Below are 16,656 nucleotides of genomic sequence, written 5' to 3'. Positions count from 1 at the left end.
TGTGGACTTCACTGCAGCAGCGTCTGATCGTCTGCGATCAGGCGACGGATGCCGCGGGCTGGCCGCCGTGCGGGGTTCACGCTCTGCGCGTGAATCATGGAGACCCGTTCGAACGAGCCTACCGTGGTGGATTTGTTCGGCCAGCAGGCGAGAACTCGGGCCGCCGCGCCGCCCAGGCACGAAGCGGCCTGATCGCCCGGAGCCAAGCGGATGCCTCTGCACGCGTCGGGCAGGTCGAGATATCCGGGAGCCGGCACACACAAAAGGACCCCACCGAGGTGGGGCCCTTCTGTGTTACCGAAACTGGAGGTTACGCGGCGAGCGCGGCCTGCAGTTCGAGCGTGATGGTGACCTTGTCGCCGAGCAGCATGCCGCCGGTCTCGAGGGCAGCGTTGTAGGTGAGGCCGAAGTCTTCGCGGTTGACCTCGGTCTTCGCGGTGGCGCCGAACTTGTAGTTGCCGTAGGGGTCTCCGCCGAAGCCGCCGAACTCGAACTCGAACGTGGCCGGCTTGGTGACGCCCTTGATCGTGATGTTGCCATCAACGAGGTAGTCGCCCTTGACCAGGCGCATGCCGGTCGAGGCGAAGTCGATCGTGGGGTACGTCTCGGCGTCGAAGAAGTCGCCGGTGCGCAGGTGGCCGTCGCGGTTTGCCTCGTTGGTGTTGATCGAGACGACCTTGGCCGAAGCGGTGACGCTGGACTCGAGCGGGTTTTCGCCGGTCACGAAGGTCGCGTCGAAGTCATCGAACGTGCCCTTGACCTTGCTGATGACGATGTGACGGATGCTGAAGCTCACCGAGCTGTGCACCTTGTCGATCGTCCAGGTTCCGGACTTGTAGCCGGGAATGGTTGTAGTGGTCTCGCTCATGGGTGCTCCTCGCGTGAGTGGGCCGATGAAATTTCGCCCTCGGATACATGCAAGCGCATGTATGCCGGGGTTATTCCCCGATCTCGAAATTGTTCACTCAGTGTTTGTCGATGCTGTGTTTGTCGGGGCTGTGTTTGTCGGGGCTGTGTTTGTCGGGGCTGTGTTTGTCGGGGCGGTGTTTGTCGGGCATGTGTTTGTCGGGGATGTGTTTATGGTGCCGTGTCGGTCGGGGATGCGCCGGTCAGCGACAGAGTGCGGCGCAGCTCGAGCACGCGCCGGGCATTCTCGTCGACGAGATCCTCATCGATTCGGCCATCGTCAACGGCATCCGTCAGGCTGGCGACCAGGGTGGGAATGTCAATTCCCTCGGCCGCCGGGTTCTGCGGCAACACATAGAGCAGCATCGTGTTGCCCGCGGCGAGCGCGTCGACCGCCGTCGCGACCGGGTCGGCGTACTGCGGCAGCCCGGTGTGTTTGAGCATGAGCATGTCGTCGGTGATGGAGACCCCGTCGAAGCCGAGCTCGTCACGAAGTATCTCGTGCCAGCGCGGTGACAGGCTGGCCGGTTGGGCATCCACCGCGCCGTATTCCAGGTGTCCGAACATGACCAGTCCGGCGCCGGCATCGATCCCGGCCTGAAACGGCGGGGCCACGTCGGTGAGCCAGTCGTCGTAGGCCAGGTCGGTGCTGGGCACCGACGTGTGGGAATCCCCCGCCGCTGCCCCGTGACCGGGAAAGTGTTTGAGCGTGCTCTGCACGTGGCCGGTCTCCCCCGCGACGGCGGCCGCGACCCGCTCAGCCGCCGTCTCTGCCGTTGTGCCGAGTGCCCTGTCGTACAGAAAGGCCCCCGGACCGGCGGGGACATCGGCCACGATGCCGAAGTTGACATTGATGCCGGCCTGCGCGAGCAGCGAGCCGCGGCTCGCGAACGACTCCGTCGTGGCGGAGAGCGGCAGGTCGCGCAGCGCCTCGCCGCCGGGGGCGCTGTCGCTCGGAATGCGCGAGACCGCGCCGCCCTCCTGGTCGATGGCGATCAGCAGCGGCAGCCCGGGTTCTGCGCTCAGCGCCGCCGTCAGGTTCGAGAGTTGCTGCATCGATCCGGGCACGTTGTCACCCATCAGGATGAGGCCGCCCAGGTCGTGGGTGTCAACGAACGACCGCAGGGTGGCGGCATCCGTTCCGGGATGATGGAGCATCAGCAGGCTGGAGACCTTCTCGCTGAGCGTCATGCTGGCGAGCCGGGTCTCGGCGTAGAGTTCGATGGCGGTGGGACCGGGCGCGCCGACACAGGCCGTGAGCGAGACCGGCACCAGAACGAGAAGCGCGAGCGAGCGCCGCACCCGTGACAACGTTGCCCGTGACAAATGTGCTCGTGACAAATGTGCTCGTGACAAATTCCCCATGCTCGATGCTAACCTCCGGGTGACACCACCACGCTTGCCCACAACCCACACACGGGAGACCCTCATGCACGATCTCGCCGGGGAAAGCGTGCTGATCGCGGCCGGAGGGCGCAGCATCCTCTTGCAGCTTGCCGATCCTCAGATCGGGCATGGTGTCGCCGACCACAGCAACTTCGCCGCACGGCCCCTGGACCGGCTGAACGGCACGCTCAGTTACGTCTATGCGATCGCCTGCGGAACCCCGGCGGAGGCCGCCCACGCCACCGCGCGCGTCAACCGCGCGCACCAGCCCGTGCAGTCCGACGGCACCGGCGGCGGTCCGGCCTACAGCGCCTACACCCCTCAGCTGCAGCTGTGGGTGGCGGCGACCCTGTACGACTCCGCGATCATGATGTACGAACTCATCTATGGCGTACTCGACGAGGCGCGGGCCGATGCGATCTACCTCGAGTACGCCGCGCTCGGAACGGCCCTGCAGGTTCCGCCGGGGCTCTGGCCGGCCACCCGCGCCGACTTTGCGGTGTACTGGCAGGCACGCCTGGGTGAGCTGGCGACGGATGCGGCCACCCGCTCGGTCGCCCGCCAGCTGTTGCACTCGCCCACCGGCCCGCTGTGGCTGAGGCTCGGCATGCCGTTCGCCCGGTTTCTCACGATCGGCCTGCTGCCGGCCTCGGTGCGCGACCTGTTCGACCTGCCGTGGACCCCGAACGCCGAACGCCGTTTTCGACGCACGCTGAGGGTGATTCGCGCGGTGTATCCGGCGCTGCCGCAACGGATGCGACACTGGCCGAAGAACCACTACCTGCGCTCCCTGCGTGCGTCGATGGCGGCGGTAAGCTAGGGCTTCCCGGGCTTCCTGGGCTTCCTGGGCTTTTCGATCTTCGAGGTGGGCAATGACGCAGCAACCGGTGCCCGCGCGTCCCGCGCATCCCACTCAGGCCGCTCAGGCCGCCCAGCCGGTGCTGGACGCCGTCGACCGGCACATTATCTCGCTGCTCAGCCGGGATGCCCGGCTCTCCATTCGTACGCTCGCGACCGAGGTGCACGTCTCCCGCACGAGCGCACACACCCGCGTGCAGAACCTCGTACGGCTCGGCGTCATCACCGGCTTCGGCGCCCAGATCGACCGCAAGGCACTCGGCCTGCACGTATCAGCGATCGTGGTCGTGAAGATCGGCGCCGTGTCGTGGGGCGATATCGCCGCCCGGCTGGCCGAGCTGCCCTTCGTCGAGAAGGCCCAGGCCGTCAGCGGTGACATCGACATCATCCTCACCGTCAGTGCGCCAGACCATGAACAGCTTGGCCGGGCGATTCTGCGTGATATCCACAGCATGCCGGGGGTCGTGTCGACGAGGTCGCACCTGATTCTCGAAGAGATCACGGGACATCCGCCCGGCACAGCCCCGGACGCCTGGCTCTAGACGCACGCTGGTCGAGGCCGAACGGCTGCCGCCGGGGCCGGGGCGGGCCATCCGTTCACAACTGCACGGCGCTGCTGGCGAGCGGGTCGCCGATGACTCACAGTTACCCCATGACCCTCAACGTTGAGAGCTCCCCCGGCGAGCACCTGCCGCCCGTGCAGCCGCCCGTGCAGCCGCCCATGCAGCCGCTCGCGCAGCCGCCCCGCCAGGCGCCGATTGCCACCCCGCCCCTGCTGCGCCTGATCGATGACGCCGGCCATGCCGCGCCGGCCGCCGAGTCGGGTGGCTTCGCGCTTCCGCCGCTCACCACCCTGCTGCGGCTCTACCGGCAGATGGTCGTCGCGCGCCGCTTCGAGGCGCAGGTCACGGCCCTCACGCGCCAGGGGCGCCTCGCGACGTACCCCTCCGCGCTCGGCCAGGAGGCCTGCGAGATCGCTGCGGTCGCCTCGCTGGCCCCCGAAGACTGGCTGTTCCCCACCTATCGGGACAGTATCGCGCTGCTCACCCGCGGGGTGCCGCCGGAACAGATTCTGGCGTCGTTCCGCGGCGACTGGCACAGCGGCTACGACCAGCAACAACATCGCATCGCCCCGCAGGCGACCCCCCTGGCCACCCAGGCGCTGCACGCCGTCGGCCTCGCGACCGCCGCCAAGCTCAAACGCCACAGCACCGTCGCCCTGACCCTGCTGGGCGACGGCGCCACGAGCGAGGGAGACGCCCACGAGGCCTTCAACTTCGCCGCGGTCTGGCAGGCGCCCGTCGTGTTTCTGGTGCAGAACAACCAGTTCGCCATCAGCGTGCCCCTCGACAAGCAGATGGCCTGCCGCACGATCGCCGACAAGGCCATCGGCTATGGCATGCCCGGCTACTACGTCGACGGAAACGATGTCGCCGCGATGTACGCCGTGGTGACGGCCGCAATCGACCGGGCTCGCAGCGGCGGCGGCCCGACCCTGATCGAGGGCCTCACCTATCGCATCGAGGCCCACACGAACTCGGATGACCCGAGCCGTTACCGCAATGCGGCCGACGTCGACGTGTGGCGCGGCCGCGACCCGATCGAGCGGCTCGAGAAGTATCTGGTGAGCGAGGGCGCCCTGCCGGCCGCCGAGCGTGCGGACATCACCCGCGAGGCCGAAGAACTCGCCGCGGCGACGAGGGACTGCATGACCCGGCAGGCGACATCCGACCCGCTCGAGCTGTTCGACCACCTGTATTCCCCGAGCAGCGCCCGACCGGCGCTCGCCGAACAGCGCGCCTTTCTCGCGGCCGAATTGGCCGAGCTCGCGGCACCATCAACAGACAAGGGCGCGAACCGATGACGATCACGACGCAGGATACGGGTCAGGCCGGCAGTGGAGCATCCGTCGCCGGTGAGCCCGAAACGCTCAGCCTCGCGGCGGCGCTCAATGCGGCAATTCGCGACGCCATGGTCGATGACCCGACCGTGGTGCTGTTTGGCGAAGACGTCGGCCCGCTCGGCGGAGTGTTCCGGGTGACGGACGGCCTCTACGCCGAATTCGGCGAGACCCGGGTGAGCGACTCACCGCTCGCCGAGTCCGGAATCGTCGGCACCGCGATCGGCATGGCGATGTACGGCATGCGCCCGGTCGTCGAGATGCAGTTCGACGCCTTCAGCTACCCCGCGTTCCAGCAGATCGTGTCGCACGTCGCCAAGATGCGCAACCGCACCCGCGGCCGAATCACGCTTCCGATCGTGATTCGCATTCCCTACGCCGGAGACATCGGCGGGCTCGAGCACCACTCCGACTCCTCCGAGGCCTACTGGACCGCGACCCCGGGCCTGACCGTGGTGACGCCGTCGAACCCGGCGGATGCCTATTCAATGCTGCGCGAGGCGATCGCGAGCGACGACCCGGTGATCTTCATGGAACCCAAGAGCCGCTACTGGAGCAAGGTCGAGCTGACCCTGCCGGTGCAGACCGCGCCGATGACGAGCGCCGTCGTGCTGCGGGAGGGAACGGATGTGACGCTGCTCGCCTACGGCCCCACGGTCAAGACCGCCCTCACCACGGCGGAGCAGGGCGCCGAAGAGGGCCTCTCGATCGAGGTCATCGACCTGCGCAGCCTGTCGCCGTTCGACGACGAGACCGTGAGCGCGTCACTGCGCAAGACCGGCCGGGCGGCCGTGATCCACGAGGCGGCCCAGTTCGGCGGCTACGGCGCCGAGGTCGCCGCCCGGCTCACCGAGCGCAACTTCTTCTACCTCGCGGCACCGATTTTGCGTATCACCGGCTTCGACATCCCCTACCCCGCGCCGAAACTTGAGGAACACTTCTTGCCCAGTCCCGACCGAATTCTCACGGCGCTCGCCGGATGGGAGTGGTGATGAGCACTCTGGTTGTCAACGAATTTCTGCTGCCCGACCTGGGCGAGGGACTGACCGAGGCGGAGATCGTCTGCTGGCTCGTCGCCCCCGGCGACACCATCGCCATCGACCAGCCCGTCGTCGAGGTGGAATCCGCGAAGTCGGTCGTGGAGCTGCCGTCCCCATTCGGCGGCGTTGTCGGCGCGGTCTTCGGCTCGCCCGGGCAGACCGTGCATGCCGGACAGGTGCTGTTGACGGTGTCGCCTGCCCCGCTGGCGACGGATGCCGCGGCGCCCGATTCGGGGCACGCCGCCGGCGCGACCTCTGGCGCGGTTCTGGTGGGTTACGGCACGGTCGAGCGTGCTCGCTCGGGCCGGGCCGTCGCGGCCGGTCGATTCGGCACCGGCCAGAGAGTGACTGTGCCCGTGTCGGCGCCCGATCCGGTGCCTGAACCGCACGACACCGTGCCGCAGGACACCGGGCCGCAGGACACCGTGCCGCAGGCCGGGCGGCGCTCACCCGTGGTGTCGCCCCTGGTGCGACGACTGGCGAGAGAGAACGGTTTCGACGCGAGCCAGCTGACCGGCAGCGGGCGCGACTCGCTCGTACTTCGCCGCGACGTCGAAGCCCATATCGCCGGTCTCGCGCTCGCCTCCCTCGACACTTCAGCTGATGGCACGGCAGCTGATGGCACTGCCGCCGATGGACCTGCCGCCGATGGCCCTGCCCGCCAGGCTCCGGCCGAACCGGCCCCGCGGCCGGGCCGAGCGGATACTGCGGGAGGCAGAGCGGACATCCGAATACCGATCACCGGGCTGCGCAAGGTGGTCGCCCAGCGGCTCGCCACGAGCCGGCGGGAGATTCCGGAGGCGACGATCTGGCTCGACGTTGACGCGACCGAACTCTTCGTGGCGCGCGACCGGTTGCTCGCCGCGACCGGGGAGCGCTTCAGCGTCACCGCCCTGATCGCACGGTTCGTGGTGGCCGGGCTGAAGAAGTATCCCGAGTTGAACGCATCCGTCGACACCGCGAGCCAGGAGATTCTGCAACACGGCTCGATCAACCTCGGCCTCGCGGCGCAGACCTCTCGGGGGCTCATGGTGCCGGTCGTGCACGGAGCCGAGTCGATGTCGACGAGCCAGCTGCGGGATGCGATCTCCGGGCTCGTCGCGCAGGCCGGCGACGGCCTGTTCGCGCCGAGCGCCCTGACCGGCGGAACCTTCACGCTCAACAACTTCGGAGCCCTCGGAGTGGACGGTTCCGCGGCGATCATCAATCATCCCGAGGCCGCGATTCTCGGCATCGGACGCATGATCGAGCGGCCCTGGGTGGTGGGTCACGAACTCGCGGTGCGCACGGTCGTGGAGCTATCGATGGTCTTCGACCACCGGGTCTGCGACGGCGGTACGGCGGCGGGGTTCCTGACCTACGTCGCGCGCTGCATCGAGAATCCGGTGAGCCTGCTCGCGGAGGTGTAGGCCGGGCCTGATGCGCCAGCGCTACGACGCGGGCCGGGCCCGCAGGTGGATGCGGGTGCCCTGCTTGCTGAAGATCGTCAGCAGTTCGACCGGGCCGGTGCCGGATGCGGCGAGCCAGTGCGGGGTGCGCGTGTCGAATTCGGCGGCCTCTCCGACGCCGAGCACCACGTCATGCTGGCCGAGCACGAGCCGCAGCCGGCCGTCGAGCACGTAGAGCCACTCGTAGCCGTCGTGCACCTTCGGATCGGGGGCAACGGATACGCCGCTCGGCGTCGCCGGCAGGGTCACCTTGTAGGTCTGCAGCGCCGACGACGCCGGAGACAGCTCGACGTAGCTGATCTCGCCGACCCGCTTGGTGACGCGGTCGATGCGGGGGTCTGGCACGACCCGTGGCACGATGTCGTCGAGTTCGAGGCGCAGCGCCCGCATGATGGGCACCAGGAGCTGCAGGTTCGGCGCACGCTTGCCGGACTCGAGCCGGCTGAGCGTGCTGGCCGAGATGTCGGTCGCCGCGGAGAGCTCGTCGAGGGTCAGGCTGCGCTTCTGCCGCCAGCTTTTCAGTCGCGGACCGATCGAGTCGAGCGCGGGGTCGGGCATGGGGTTCCTCGATTCAGAATTGGGATCTTGCCGCTTTGGCATGCCAATTTGCACCGAGTCTACCCGGGGGGCATTGTAGATTTATGAGCAGCACACACCACACCCACGACAACACCACACCGCAGGATCCGAACGAAGACCCGGCCACGTTCTGGGAGAACCGCTACAGCGGGCCGGTGCCGTCGTGGAGCGGACGGGCCAATGCGGCCCTCGAGCGCGAGGCGGCCGGCCTGACCCCGGGCACCGCCCTCGACCTCGGCTGCGGCGAAGGCGGTGACGCCATCTGGCTGGCCCGCGGCGGCTGGCGCGTCACCGGCGTCGACATCTCCGCGAGCGCGCTCGCCCTCGGGGAGGCGACCGCGGTGAGCGGCGGGGTGGGCGAGAGCATCCGCTGGCTGCAGGCCGACCTGGCCGTGTGGCAGCCGGACGCGAACTACGACCTGGTCACGGCACACTTTCTGCACTCCCCCGTTGAACTGCCGCGCGAGGTCATTCTGCGCCGCGCCGCGAACGCGGTCGCGCCGGGCGGGCTGTTGCTCGTGGTCGGACACGCCGGGGTACCGCCGTGGGCCGAGCAGGCGCACGGTCACGGGCACGAGGATGCGCAGAACCAGGGGCACGACCAGGGGCACGACGGGTCAGCGATGCCGACGCCCGAAGAGGTGCTGGCCTCGCTCAACCTGACGATGAGCGAGTGGACCGTGGTGACCTGTGCACTCGTGGAGCGCTCGGCGACGATGCCCGATGGCAGCCAGATCGCGCTGCCGGACAGCGTGCTGAGCCTGCGCCGCACTCCGGCGCCTGCGGCCGTGCCCGCAGCGGACTGAGTCGCGGACTTCACACCCTCGTTTCGCCCGGCAGGGTGTGAAGTCCGCACTTCAGCCGGGCGAGTCAGAGATCGGCGGAGTCAGAGGTCAGCGCCGTCAGAGATCAGCGCCGTCAGAGATCAGCGGCGTCAGAGCCCGAACGCGCCCGAAACCCCAGCACCGAACGGTTGCGTCCGCTCGACACGCTGTCCCACGGGCCGCGCGTCGCGAGGGCCACGAGCAGCATGCCGAGCAGCAGCAGCACCCAGGCGACGTCACCGGGGAACGCCAGGATCAGCCTCATCACCGCGGAGCCGATGAGCATGACGCCCACGGAGAACAGCAACCGGGTCACGCGAAAACTAAACCATTCTCCCCGTTTAATCATGCCCTCAGCCTAACGTGCTGCCCGCTGGGGCCCGGCGACGCGTACGGTGGAGCCATGGACAGCGTGCCGCACGAGAAAATGCCGATGAACGGTGAGAACGATGCTGCGGATGCCACATCAGCGCAGAGCCCCGGCCCCGTGAGCGCCCCGCGTTGGGGCGACTGGCTGCCGATGATCTTCGCACCGGTTGGCCTGCTGGTTGTGGCCTTCCTCTTCGTCTCATCTCCGCTGGTCTTCGGCGCTCTCGTGCTCGGCATGGTGATGATCGGCGGCGCCTGCACGTATGGGGTCGTGGCCGTGATCGTGATCACCCGGCGCCGGATCGTGATCCCGCGACGGATGCTCACCCTCACCGCTGGAGAGACGGCGGCGCTGCCCGCCATCGCAACATTTCGAACGGTGCCGCAGCGGCTGACCCTCACCCTCAACGTCGCCCTGCTGATCAATCTCGTACTGGTCGCGCTCTTCGTCTGGACTCAGGATGGTACGGCGCAGGTCTACGGCTTCGGCGCATTCACCGAGGTCGCGGCAATTGCGCTCATCGTCACCAACGCTCGCTGGGCCTACCCGCGACGATTCATCATCGGGGAGCACCAGGCGCTGGCCGAGCGATCGGGGGCGTGGCGCATCATCCGCTTGAATCGTGTTCTGTCGTACATCGTCTGGATCGCGTACATCGGCGTTGCGGCGGGGCTTCTGGCCGTGCCGGCCATGCTGGCTTAGACCGCAGACGCCGTGGCGACGGCCGGCGCCGGCTCGGCAGGCCGTTCCGACACGGGGATTTCCTTGCGGGCCCAGTAGCTCGCGAGCAGCGAACCCGAGATGTTGTGCCAGACCGAGAAGATGGCCGCCGGCAGCGCGGCAACCGGGTTGAAGTGGGCGACGGCGAGCGAGGCCGCGAGGCCGGAGTTCTGCATGCCGACCTCGAAGCTGAGGGCGCGGCGCCCTGCGGTCGGCAGGCGAAAGATTCGGCCGATGAGGTAGCCCATGGCCAGGCCGAGGGAGTTGTGCAGCACCACGGCCACGACGACGAGCACGCCGATCGACATGATCGTCGAGGAGCTCGCGGCGATGACGGCGGCGACCACGACCGTGATGCCGGCCACCGAGACGAGCGGGAGCACGTCGAGGAAGCGCTCGATGAAGCGCGGGAAGGCCATGCGCAGGAACAGTCCGAGCAGCACCGGCACGAGCACGATCTGCACGATCGACACAAAGAGCGCGCCGGCATCGACGGGCAAGAACTCACCGGCCAGCAGCAGCACGAGCATCGGCGTCAGCAGCGGGGCGAGCAGCGTCGATACGGACGTCATCGCGACCGACAGGGCGGTGTCGCCCTTCGACAGATACACCATCACGTTGGAGGCGGTTCCGCCGGGGGCGGCGCCGACGAGGATCATGCCCGCCGTGAGCATCGGCGAGAGGTCGAGGGTGATGGCGATCAGCAGCGCGAGCAACGGCATCACGATGTACTGGGTGGCCACGCCGAGAATCAGGGCCCACGGCCGTTTGGCGACGATGGCGAAGTCGACCGGGCGCAGGGTCATTCCCATGCCCAGCATGATCACGGCGAGCAGCCACGGAATCGCAACGGTCAGTCCAGAGAGAGCAGACGGAACGGCCAGGGCGAGGCCTCCGGCGGCAAGAACGATCACGGCGAACCAGCGTCCGACGAATGAACTGATGAGTCTGATGCGGGGCATAGAGGGGCCTTCCGGGTACGGCGCGAGAAGAGTCGAGACGAATCGGACTCGGATCATGGCCGAGGAAAGATGCGCGCAAGCGGGAGAAGCGCTGACGCCGCACGGGTACGCGGCGGGCCAGACCCGCAGTAATGCCTATTCAGTATCTCATCGCGGTCGCAGGCTCACCAATCACGACAACCGGAGACGGCCACGAGTGCCACCACGAGATGTGGTTTTCGTCACGCCGAGCGGCTGGTCAGCGTGCCCGGCGGGCCACGTCGCGCACGGCCGGCTCGAGCGTCGGCCACACGAAGCGGTATCCCGCCTGCAGCAGGCGCTCCGGCAGCACCCAGCGGCTCTTCAGCACCAGCTCGGGCTCGGTGCCGAGCAGCCACATGGCGGGTTCAAGCATCCATCGAAATGCGGGCAGTGCGATCTTCGCCCCGACCGCGCGCCGCAGGGTCGCCATGAGCTCGCGGTTGCTGCTGACCTCGGGCGCGGCGAGATTGACCGGCCCGGTGATCTCGTCGTGTTCGCTGAGAAAGCGGATGCTGCCCAGCACGTCGTCGATATGAATCCAGCTGAACTTCTGGCCGCCACGGGACGCGTGCCCCCAAGCCGTGTTCGGGCCGGCGGCGGGCGCCCCGATGCCGCGGTAGCGACGGTGGCCGAACCACGGGCCGTCGAACTGCGGGCCGCCGAGGCCGAGACGCGCGAGGCGCAGCAGCAGTCCGGTGGCCGGGCCGTCGCCGAGCACGATCGCCATGCGCAGCGCCACCCGGCGGGTACCGGGCAGGTCGCCGGCGAAGAACTCGGCCTCCCAGGCACGGGCGACGTCGATCGAGAAGCCTGAGCCGAGGCTGGCATCCGCTTCGCCGCCATTGGGCCGGGCGGCGTCGGTCATCGGGCGGTCGAGGGCGTAGCGGTAGATGGTGGAGGTGCTCGCGTTCAGCCAGACCCGGGGCGGAGCTGCCGCGGCGGCGACGGCCTCGCGCAGTTGCCGCGTGGTGTCGACCCGGGAACGCACGATCTCGTCGCGGTTCGCGTCGGTGTAGCGACAATTGACGCTCTTGCCGGCGAGGTTGACGAGCAGGTCGGCGCCGTCGACGAGCGCGCGAATGGCGACGGCATCGCCCCAGCGGGCGTCGGCGCCGGAGCGTCCGATGGTGGCGACCAGATAACCCTGGTCGGTGAGATCGTGCACCAGTCGCTGCCCGATGAAACCGGATGCCCCCGCCACGACGGCGCGCTGTGCTGAAGATTGCATTCCTTCAGCCTACGAGACCGGGCCGAGCCCTGAATCGCGGACTTCGTGCCCTGAAGGTCGGGCACGAAGGCGCGAAGTGCGCGACTCACTAGACCCACGGGGTGCACCCACAGGGGGGGGCTAGTGGGCGTCGTCATTGCCCATTGTGTGCACGGCGTAGCCCCAGCAGCCGGCGTCGTCCCAGTGATAGTCGGCCCCACCGCCGGTATCACCGTAGAGCGCGAGGCGGGCGCCGGCCTGCTCAGACTCCGAGAGGTCGCTGAACCACGGCGCCGGGTACCCGTCGGTCGCCGAGTTGTGCGCCCAGTACGGAATGTAGGTATAAGCGAAGCCGGCCTCCTGCATGCAGAGGGCCGTGATCGAGTGCGTCTGCATTCCGCTGTGGGCGCGCGCCTGTTCCTCCGCCGGCATATCGGCGGGCAGCTCATAATTCTGCATGGTGTTCACGTCGAAGATCGCGGCCGGATCGACGTCGTCCGCGTATTTCGGTGTGCCGGGCTGCCGTTCCGCCACCGACGGTGCGGTAGACGTCTCGGCGGAGGAGGCCGTAGTGCCGGGCGTGGGCGGCATCGGAGTCCACGGCGGAGCGGAGCCGACGGCCTGCTGCGAGGGCGGCGCGAGCGTGTTGGTCGCCCCGAGACCGAACATCACGAGGGCGATCGCGATGACGACCCCTCCCCCGAAGGCCACGCCGACCGCGAGCCACTTTCTGATGCCGGCGCTCACACCTTCGCTCCGCTGCGCGCGCCGACCCGCTCAGCGCGAGCGGCTCTGGCCGGCCACCACCAGATCGCGGCCGCCGCGAAGTAGACGACGAGGCCGACGATGAGAGCATCGCTCGCCAGGCTCCAGCCCGGCATCGAGAACATGAGAGCGCCCACTGTCGCGCTGAGCGAGTAGAGCTGAAACAGTCCGTAGTGAATCACGCCGACGCTCGGCGCGATCATCCACAGGGCGCCAATGAATCGGGTCTTGCGGCGCGCCAGCAGCAGCACCCCGCAGGCGGCGAGGGCGGTGAAGACGAGCACGGCGATGGATGTCCCGCTGCCGGGCCGAATCAGGCCGGTCGCCACGCCCGCGGCCACCCGAACCAGAACGTACAGGCCCACACCGAGCACGGCGATCGCGGCGAGCAGCACGAGACTCGCCGCCAGGCCCTCGACGCGGCGCACGCGCAGCGCGATCGGGTCGGCGAGGGCCACCCGGCGGCGCTGGGCGTGGCTCCAGCTGAGATCGGCGAGAGCCCCGCGCCCGGCCCGGCCGAGAATCGACCGCGCGACGGCCTGCGGGGACTGGCCCGCGGCATCCGCCCAGGTCGCCTGCTCGTGCAGGTCGGAGGCGAGCTCGTCGCGGCGGTTCGCCGCCGCATCGGCATCGACTCCGCGCGTGTACCAGGCGCACCAGAGGGAGACCCGCCGCACGGCCCGGTGATACGGCATCGAGGTGGCGACGCTCATGCGAGACTCACCCCGCCCGGAGCGATCTGCGGTCGAGGAACGGTGGTTGGCTCGGCCGCCACCGCGGCCTGCGCCCGGGCATGCGCCCGCTCGCCCTCACCGGTGACCGTGTAGAGCCGGCGACGGGGCCTCCCGTCGGCCTCGGCGATGGCGGCATCTTCCCAGGCGGCGTCGAGAATGCCGAGCTCGACCAGACGCGCGAGCGACTTGTAGAGGGTGCCGTGGGCGGTCAGCGAAGAATCCGAGGCACCGGCCAGGTGCTTCGCGAGGGCAAAGCCGTAAAAGCTGCCCTGCGCAGACTGCAGGCTCAGCCCGCTGTCGAGAATACTGAGTTCGAGCGGAAACAGGGTGCCGGGTCGTCTGCGTGCCATACCCCAACTATAGGAAGATAGGTGCTCATTGGCAAGGCGGGTGCCGCAGCCCGGCACCGCGTACAGTTTGTCCACCCCAATTCGCACCCTGGCCCAGTACACTCAAGCCAAGCAAAAGGCGGCAGCACATGGGCGACACACCCGCGCACGGCGAGACGGCCGATAGCGCACCGGCGACCCATGCGGCCCAGCCCGGCGGGGGCATCCGCCCGGTGATGCGCCGCCACCCACGCCTGACGCTGGCCGTTCTGGCCATCGCGTTCGTCGCGGCGGCATCCGGTGGCCTGCAGACCTACCGCGCGGTGACACTCGCGAGCGCCCAGGCCGCGTACAACGACTCCGTGGCCAGCTCACTCGAGGCTCAGGCCTCGGCCGGCGCCGATGTCGCGAGCGCCGAGGCCGTGCTGACCGCCGCCGAGACGACGCTCGCCGACAGCGAGGGCAGGGTGCTGAGCGAGGAACCACGCACGACCCTGGCCGCCGCGCTCGACGTGGCCGAAACCCAGCTGACGGCGGCTCACGAGGAACTCGTGGCCGTCGAACACGGCATCGATGCGCCCACGACGGATGCCGCCTTCTTCTCCCCGGGCGACGGCCTGCGCGCCGGGTCAGCGGCCCTGACCGCGCTGCACTTCGAGGCGGCCACCGAGCTCACGACCATCACCGACGCTCTGGCAGGCCCGGTTCAGGCGGTCAACGATGCCGTGGCGCTCTGGCAGGCGGAGTACGACCGCATGGTCAGTGAGCGATACACGAACAACACCCACGCCACGGGCTGGTATCCCGAACTTGACGAGTGCATCGGCTCGGTCGACGTCACCGCGCACTACGGAGTGCCCACGATCGCCGAACACTGGTCTTGTGGCGGGCGGGACTTTCCCGACGACGCCGGCACCATCATCACCCTGACCGGCGTACACGCCGGCAGCTACCGGGTGGAAGGAATCGCCGCGATGCTGAACGCGAGCCGCAACAGCACCTCCGACCTGCCGCAAGGCTTCGATCTGCTCTACCAGACCTGCCAGAACGGGCAGTCCTCGTCAATGTCTTTTACCGGCCTGACCCGCGTCGACGCCTGAGCGAGTTCTTCTGACTTTTGCTCGCGTTTGAGCAACAGGCCCGTTCGGCTCAGGCCGTCTTCGCCGTCTTCGCCTTCTTCGATTTGGCACGGGAGAGAAACGCGGCCATGCGGTCGAATTTGGCCGGGGATTCAAAGAGCACGGCCTGGGCTTCATTGTCGACCCGCGGGTGCGCGTCGAGCGGCTCGTGAAAGACCCTCTTGGCGAGCTGGGTGGCGAGCGGATCCTGCGCACCGATGCGATCGGCGAGGGCGTTCACGGCATCAAGCAGATCCTCCGGGCTGTGAACCTCGGTCACGAGGTGCACGGCGAGGGCCTCCCCCGCGGTCAGAATGCGCCCGGCGAGGATGATCTCCTTCGCCACCGGCTCACCGACCAGTTGGGCGAGCCGCCAGAGCGCCCCGGCCGCCGGGATGATACCGAGCGCGGTCTCGGGGTTGCCGAGTCGCACGGTGGTGGACGCGATGCGAAAGTCAGCCGCGTAGGCCAGCTCGGCGCCGCCGCCGAGGGCCCAGCCGTCGATCGCCGCGATCACCGGCATCGGCAGTGCCGCGATGCGGGCGAAAATGCCGGAATTGATGCCCTTGAGGGCATCAGAGCTGCGCCGTTCCCGCAGCTCGGCGATGTCGGCGCCCGAGGCGAAGACCCCGTTGATGCCGGAGAGAATCAACATGCGGGGCTCGGCCTCGAGCTCGGCACAGACGCGGTGCAGCTCGTCGACCATGGTCTGGTCGATGGCGTTGCGCACGGCGGGGCGGTTGAGCTGCACGTGTACGCGGTCGCTCTGCCGGGTGACGATGAGGGTGGTAAAGGAGTCAGGCATCCGTCGTGCTCCGCACTGTCGTGATCGCTGGCTGGTGCTTCGACCAGGCAGCCGACACTTCAGACCCTACCGGCACCGGCCCGATTATGTGGCCCGCACGACAGCCACGAGAGTGGGTGAAACGTCGGTATAACGCGCGCTAACCGACGTTTCACCCGCTCTCGCGGGGAGGACGGGGCTGCGGGGGCGGGGCTGCGGCGGGGAGGGCGGGGGTTAGAAGAAGTCGGCAGGGGTGCCGGCGGCCTTGGTGACGTCGGAGGTGTTCACGCCGGCGCTCGTGAGCTTGGCCATGGCGACGCGCAGGCCGGACTCCATCTGCGCGCTCCAGACCTCGGTCTCGCGGCTGAGTGCTTCGGCGGCCTCCGCGCGGGCGAGCGCTTTCTCTTTCTCGGCTCGCTCATTCTTGACCTGCTGAATGCTGAGCGTGATGCCGTAATACGCGGCGACCATGGCCGCGATCGGGGCGGCGATCACGGCGAGGGCGTTGATGGCCTCGCTCGTGGGATTCACGAAGATCATGATGATGAAGGCGATCGCGAGCAGCGACATACCCACGACGACGACGAGCGCGATGCGCTGCGGCGGCGCGTCTGTAGCGACGGATGCCGCGGGCCGGGTCTCCGGAGCGGGCAGCGGGGCCGGCGCGAAGGTCGACGCGGGCGCAGACGCGGGCGCGGGCGCGGC

The 16,656-nt window shown here is 68.6% G+C and carries 19 protein-coding genes and 1 pseudogene; 8 read left to right on the top strand and 12 right to left on the bottom strand.

Annotation, left to right across the window (positions count from 1 at the left end):
- Nucleotides 1-8: 8 nt before the first annotated feature.
- The 3 genes from E3T55_RS19095 to E3T55_RS19085 all read right to left on the bottom strand — a co-directional run bounded on the left by E3T55_RS19095 (nucleotide 9) and on the right by E3T55_RS19085 (nucleotide 2,208).
- A complete protein-coding gene (locus E3T55_RS19095; RefSeq protein ID WP_166791845.1) occupies nucleotides 9-257 on the bottom strand; it encodes a hypothetical protein in 249 nt (82 codons plus the stop codon).
- A 53-nt stretch (nucleotides 258-310) separates the two neighbouring features.
- On the bottom strand, nucleotides 311-868 hold the full coding sequence (locus E3T55_RS19090; RefSeq protein ID WP_134521122.1) for a YceI family protein: 558 nt from the start codon (nucleotides 866-868) through the stop codon (nucleotides 311-313).
- A gap of 209 nt (nucleotides 869-1,077) precedes the next feature.
- The gene (locus E3T55_RS19085) at nucleotides 1,078-2,208 is read right to left on the bottom strand and encodes a glycoside hydrolase family 3 N-terminal domain-containing protein (protein ID WP_241993156.1); all 1,131 of its coding nucleotides are present in this window, start codon (nucleotides 2,206-2,208) and stop codon (nucleotides 1,078-1,080) included.
- Nucleotides 2,209-2,335: 127 nt separating this feature from the next.
- Here E3T55_RS19085 and E3T55_RS19080 point away from each other — a divergent pair, with 127 nt between their 5' ends.
- The 5 genes from E3T55_RS19080 (at nucleotide 2,336) to E3T55_RS19060 (ending at nucleotide 7,499) form a co-directional block, all read left to right on the top strand.
- The gene (locus tag E3T55_RS19080; protein ID WP_134521121.1) at nucleotides 2,336-3,112 is read left to right on the top strand and encodes an oxygenase MpaB family protein; all 777 of its coding nucleotides are present in this window, start codon (nucleotides 2,336-2,338) and stop codon (nucleotides 3,110-3,112) included.
- A 52-nt stretch (nucleotides 3,113-3,164) separates the two neighbouring features.
- Nucleotides 3,165-3,692, top strand: a complete 528-nt coding sequence (locus E3T55_RS19075; protein WP_134521120.1) for an Lrp/AsnC family transcriptional regulator — start codon at nucleotides 3,165-3,167, stop codon at nucleotides 3,690-3,692.
- 110 nt (nucleotides 3,693-3,802) lie between these two features.
- Nucleotides 3,803-5,014 (top strand): thiamine pyrophosphate-dependent enzyme, encoded by a 1,212-nt coding sequence (locus E3T55_RS19070; protein ID WP_241993155.1) that lies wholly within the window; start codon nucleotides 3,803-3,805, stop codon nucleotides 5,012-5,014.
- The gene (locus E3T55_RS19065) at nucleotides 5,011-6,042 is read left to right on the top strand and encodes an alpha-ketoacid dehydrogenase subunit beta (RefSeq protein WP_134521119.1); all 1,032 of its coding nucleotides are present in this window, start codon (nucleotides 5,011-5,013) and stop codon (nucleotides 6,040-6,042) included. The genes E3T55_RS19070 and E3T55_RS19065 overlap by 4 nt, the downstream gene beginning before the upstream one ends.
- Nucleotides 6,042-7,499 (top strand): dihydrolipoamide acetyltransferase family protein, encoded by a 1,458-nt coding sequence (locus E3T55_RS19060; RefSeq protein WP_134521118.1) that lies wholly within the window; start codon nucleotides 6,042-6,044, stop codon nucleotides 7,497-7,499. Before E3T55_RS19065 ends, E3T55_RS19060 begins: the two co-directional genes overlap by 1 nt.
- Nucleotides 7,500-7,520: 21 nt before the next feature.
- On the opposite strand, the gene E3T55_RS19055 is transcribed toward E3T55_RS19060, so the two are convergent.
- Nucleotides 7,521-8,096, bottom strand: coding sequence for a helix-turn-helix domain-containing protein (locus tag E3T55_RS19055; protein WP_134521117.1), 576 nt, complete (start codon nucleotides 8,094-8,096; stop codon nucleotides 7,521-7,523).
- A gap of 83 nt (nucleotides 8,097-8,179) precedes the next feature.
- On the opposite strand from E3T55_RS19055, the gene E3T55_RS19050 reads away from it, so the two are divergent.
- Nucleotides 8,180-8,923, top strand: a complete 744-nt coding sequence (locus E3T55_RS19050) for an SAM-dependent methyltransferase (RefSeq protein ID WP_134521116.1) — start codon at nucleotides 8,180-8,182, stop codon at nucleotides 8,921-8,923.
- 112 nt (nucleotides 8,924-9,035) lie between these two features.
- Here E3T55_RS19050 and E3T55_RS19045 read toward each other — a convergent pair whose 3' ends face one another.
- Nucleotides 9,036-9,290 carry a hypothetical protein gene (locus E3T55_RS19045; RefSeq protein WP_134521115.1) on the bottom strand — a complete coding sequence of 85 codons (255 nt, stop codon included), beginning with the start codon at nucleotides 9,288-9,290 and terminating at the stop codon, nucleotides 9,036-9,038.
- 54 nt (nucleotides 9,291-9,344) lie between these two features.
- Between E3T55_RS19045 and E3T55_RS19040 the strand changes: the two genes are divergently transcribed.
- On the top strand, nucleotides 9,345-10,013 hold the full coding sequence (locus E3T55_RS19040) for a hypothetical protein (protein WP_134521114.1): 669 nt from the start codon (nucleotides 9,345-9,347) through the stop codon (nucleotides 10,011-10,013).
- Here the strand turns inward: E3T55_RS19040 and E3T55_RS19035 are convergent.
- The 5 genes from E3T55_RS19035 to E3T55_RS19015 form a co-directional block, all read right to left on the bottom strand.
- Complete coding sequence (locus tag E3T55_RS19035) at nucleotides 10,010-10,993, bottom strand: bile acid:sodium symporter family protein (RefSeq protein WP_134521113.1); 984 nt, start codon at nucleotides 10,991-10,993, stop codon at nucleotides 10,010-10,012. The genes E3T55_RS19040 and E3T55_RS19035 overlap by 4 nt on opposite strands.
- A gap of 238 nt (nucleotides 10,994-11,231) precedes the next feature.
- Complete coding sequence (locus E3T55_RS19030; protein ID WP_134521112.1) at nucleotides 11,232-12,242, bottom strand: epimerase; 1,011 nt, start codon at nucleotides 12,240-12,242, stop codon at nucleotides 11,232-11,234.
- 120 nt (nucleotides 12,243-12,362) lie between these two features.
- On the bottom strand, nucleotides 12,363-12,968 hold the full coding sequence (locus tag E3T55_RS19025; RefSeq protein WP_134521111.1) for a hypothetical protein: 606 nt from the start codon (nucleotides 12,966-12,968) through the stop codon (nucleotides 12,363-12,365).
- On the bottom strand, nucleotides 12,965-13,699 hold the full coding sequence (locus tag E3T55_RS19020) for a hypothetical protein (RefSeq protein WP_134521110.1): 735 nt from the start codon (nucleotides 13,697-13,699) through the stop codon (nucleotides 12,965-12,967). Before E3T55_RS19020 ends, E3T55_RS19025 begins: the two co-directional genes overlap by 4 nt.
- Nucleotides 13,696-14,070: a PadR family transcriptional regulator gene (locus E3T55_RS19015; protein WP_134521109.1), complete on the bottom strand. Its 375-nt coding sequence runs from the start codon at nucleotides 14,068-14,070 to the stop codon at nucleotides 13,696-13,698. The genes E3T55_RS19020 and E3T55_RS19015 overlap by 4 nt, the downstream gene beginning before the upstream one ends.
- A gap of 128 nt (nucleotides 14,071-14,198) precedes the next feature.
- On the opposite strand from E3T55_RS19015, the gene E3T55_RS19010 reads away from it, so the two are divergent.
- Nucleotides 14,199-15,149 carry a hypothetical protein gene (locus E3T55_RS19010; protein WP_134521108.1) on the top strand — a complete coding sequence of 317 codons (951 nt, stop codon included), beginning with the start codon at nucleotides 14,199-14,201 and terminating at the stop codon, nucleotides 15,147-15,149.
- A 49-nt stretch (nucleotides 15,150-15,198) separates the two neighbouring features.
- Here E3T55_RS19010 and E3T55_RS19005 read toward each other — a convergent pair whose 3' ends face one another.
- Both E3T55_RS19005 and E3T55_RS19000 read right to left on the bottom strand, forming a co-directional pair.
- Nucleotides 15,199-15,972, bottom strand: coding sequence for an enoyl-CoA hydratase/isomerase family protein (locus E3T55_RS19005; protein ID WP_134521107.1), 774 nt, complete (start codon nucleotides 15,970-15,972; stop codon nucleotides 15,199-15,201).
- Between the two features lie 213 nt (nucleotides 15,973-16,185).
- Nucleotides 16,186-16,656 (bottom strand): annotated as a pseudogene (locus E3T55_RS19000) (hypothetical protein); the annotation flags it as partial.

It is taken from the genome of Cryobacterium frigoriphilum (assembly GCF_004403305.1).
Taxonomy (GTDB): Bacteria; Actinomycetota; Actinomycetes; order Actinomycetales; family Microbacteriaceae; genus Cryobacterium; species Cryobacterium frigoriphilum.
Note: the sequence above shows the minus strand (reverse complement) of the source record. Positions and strands in the feature narration are given on the sequence as shown.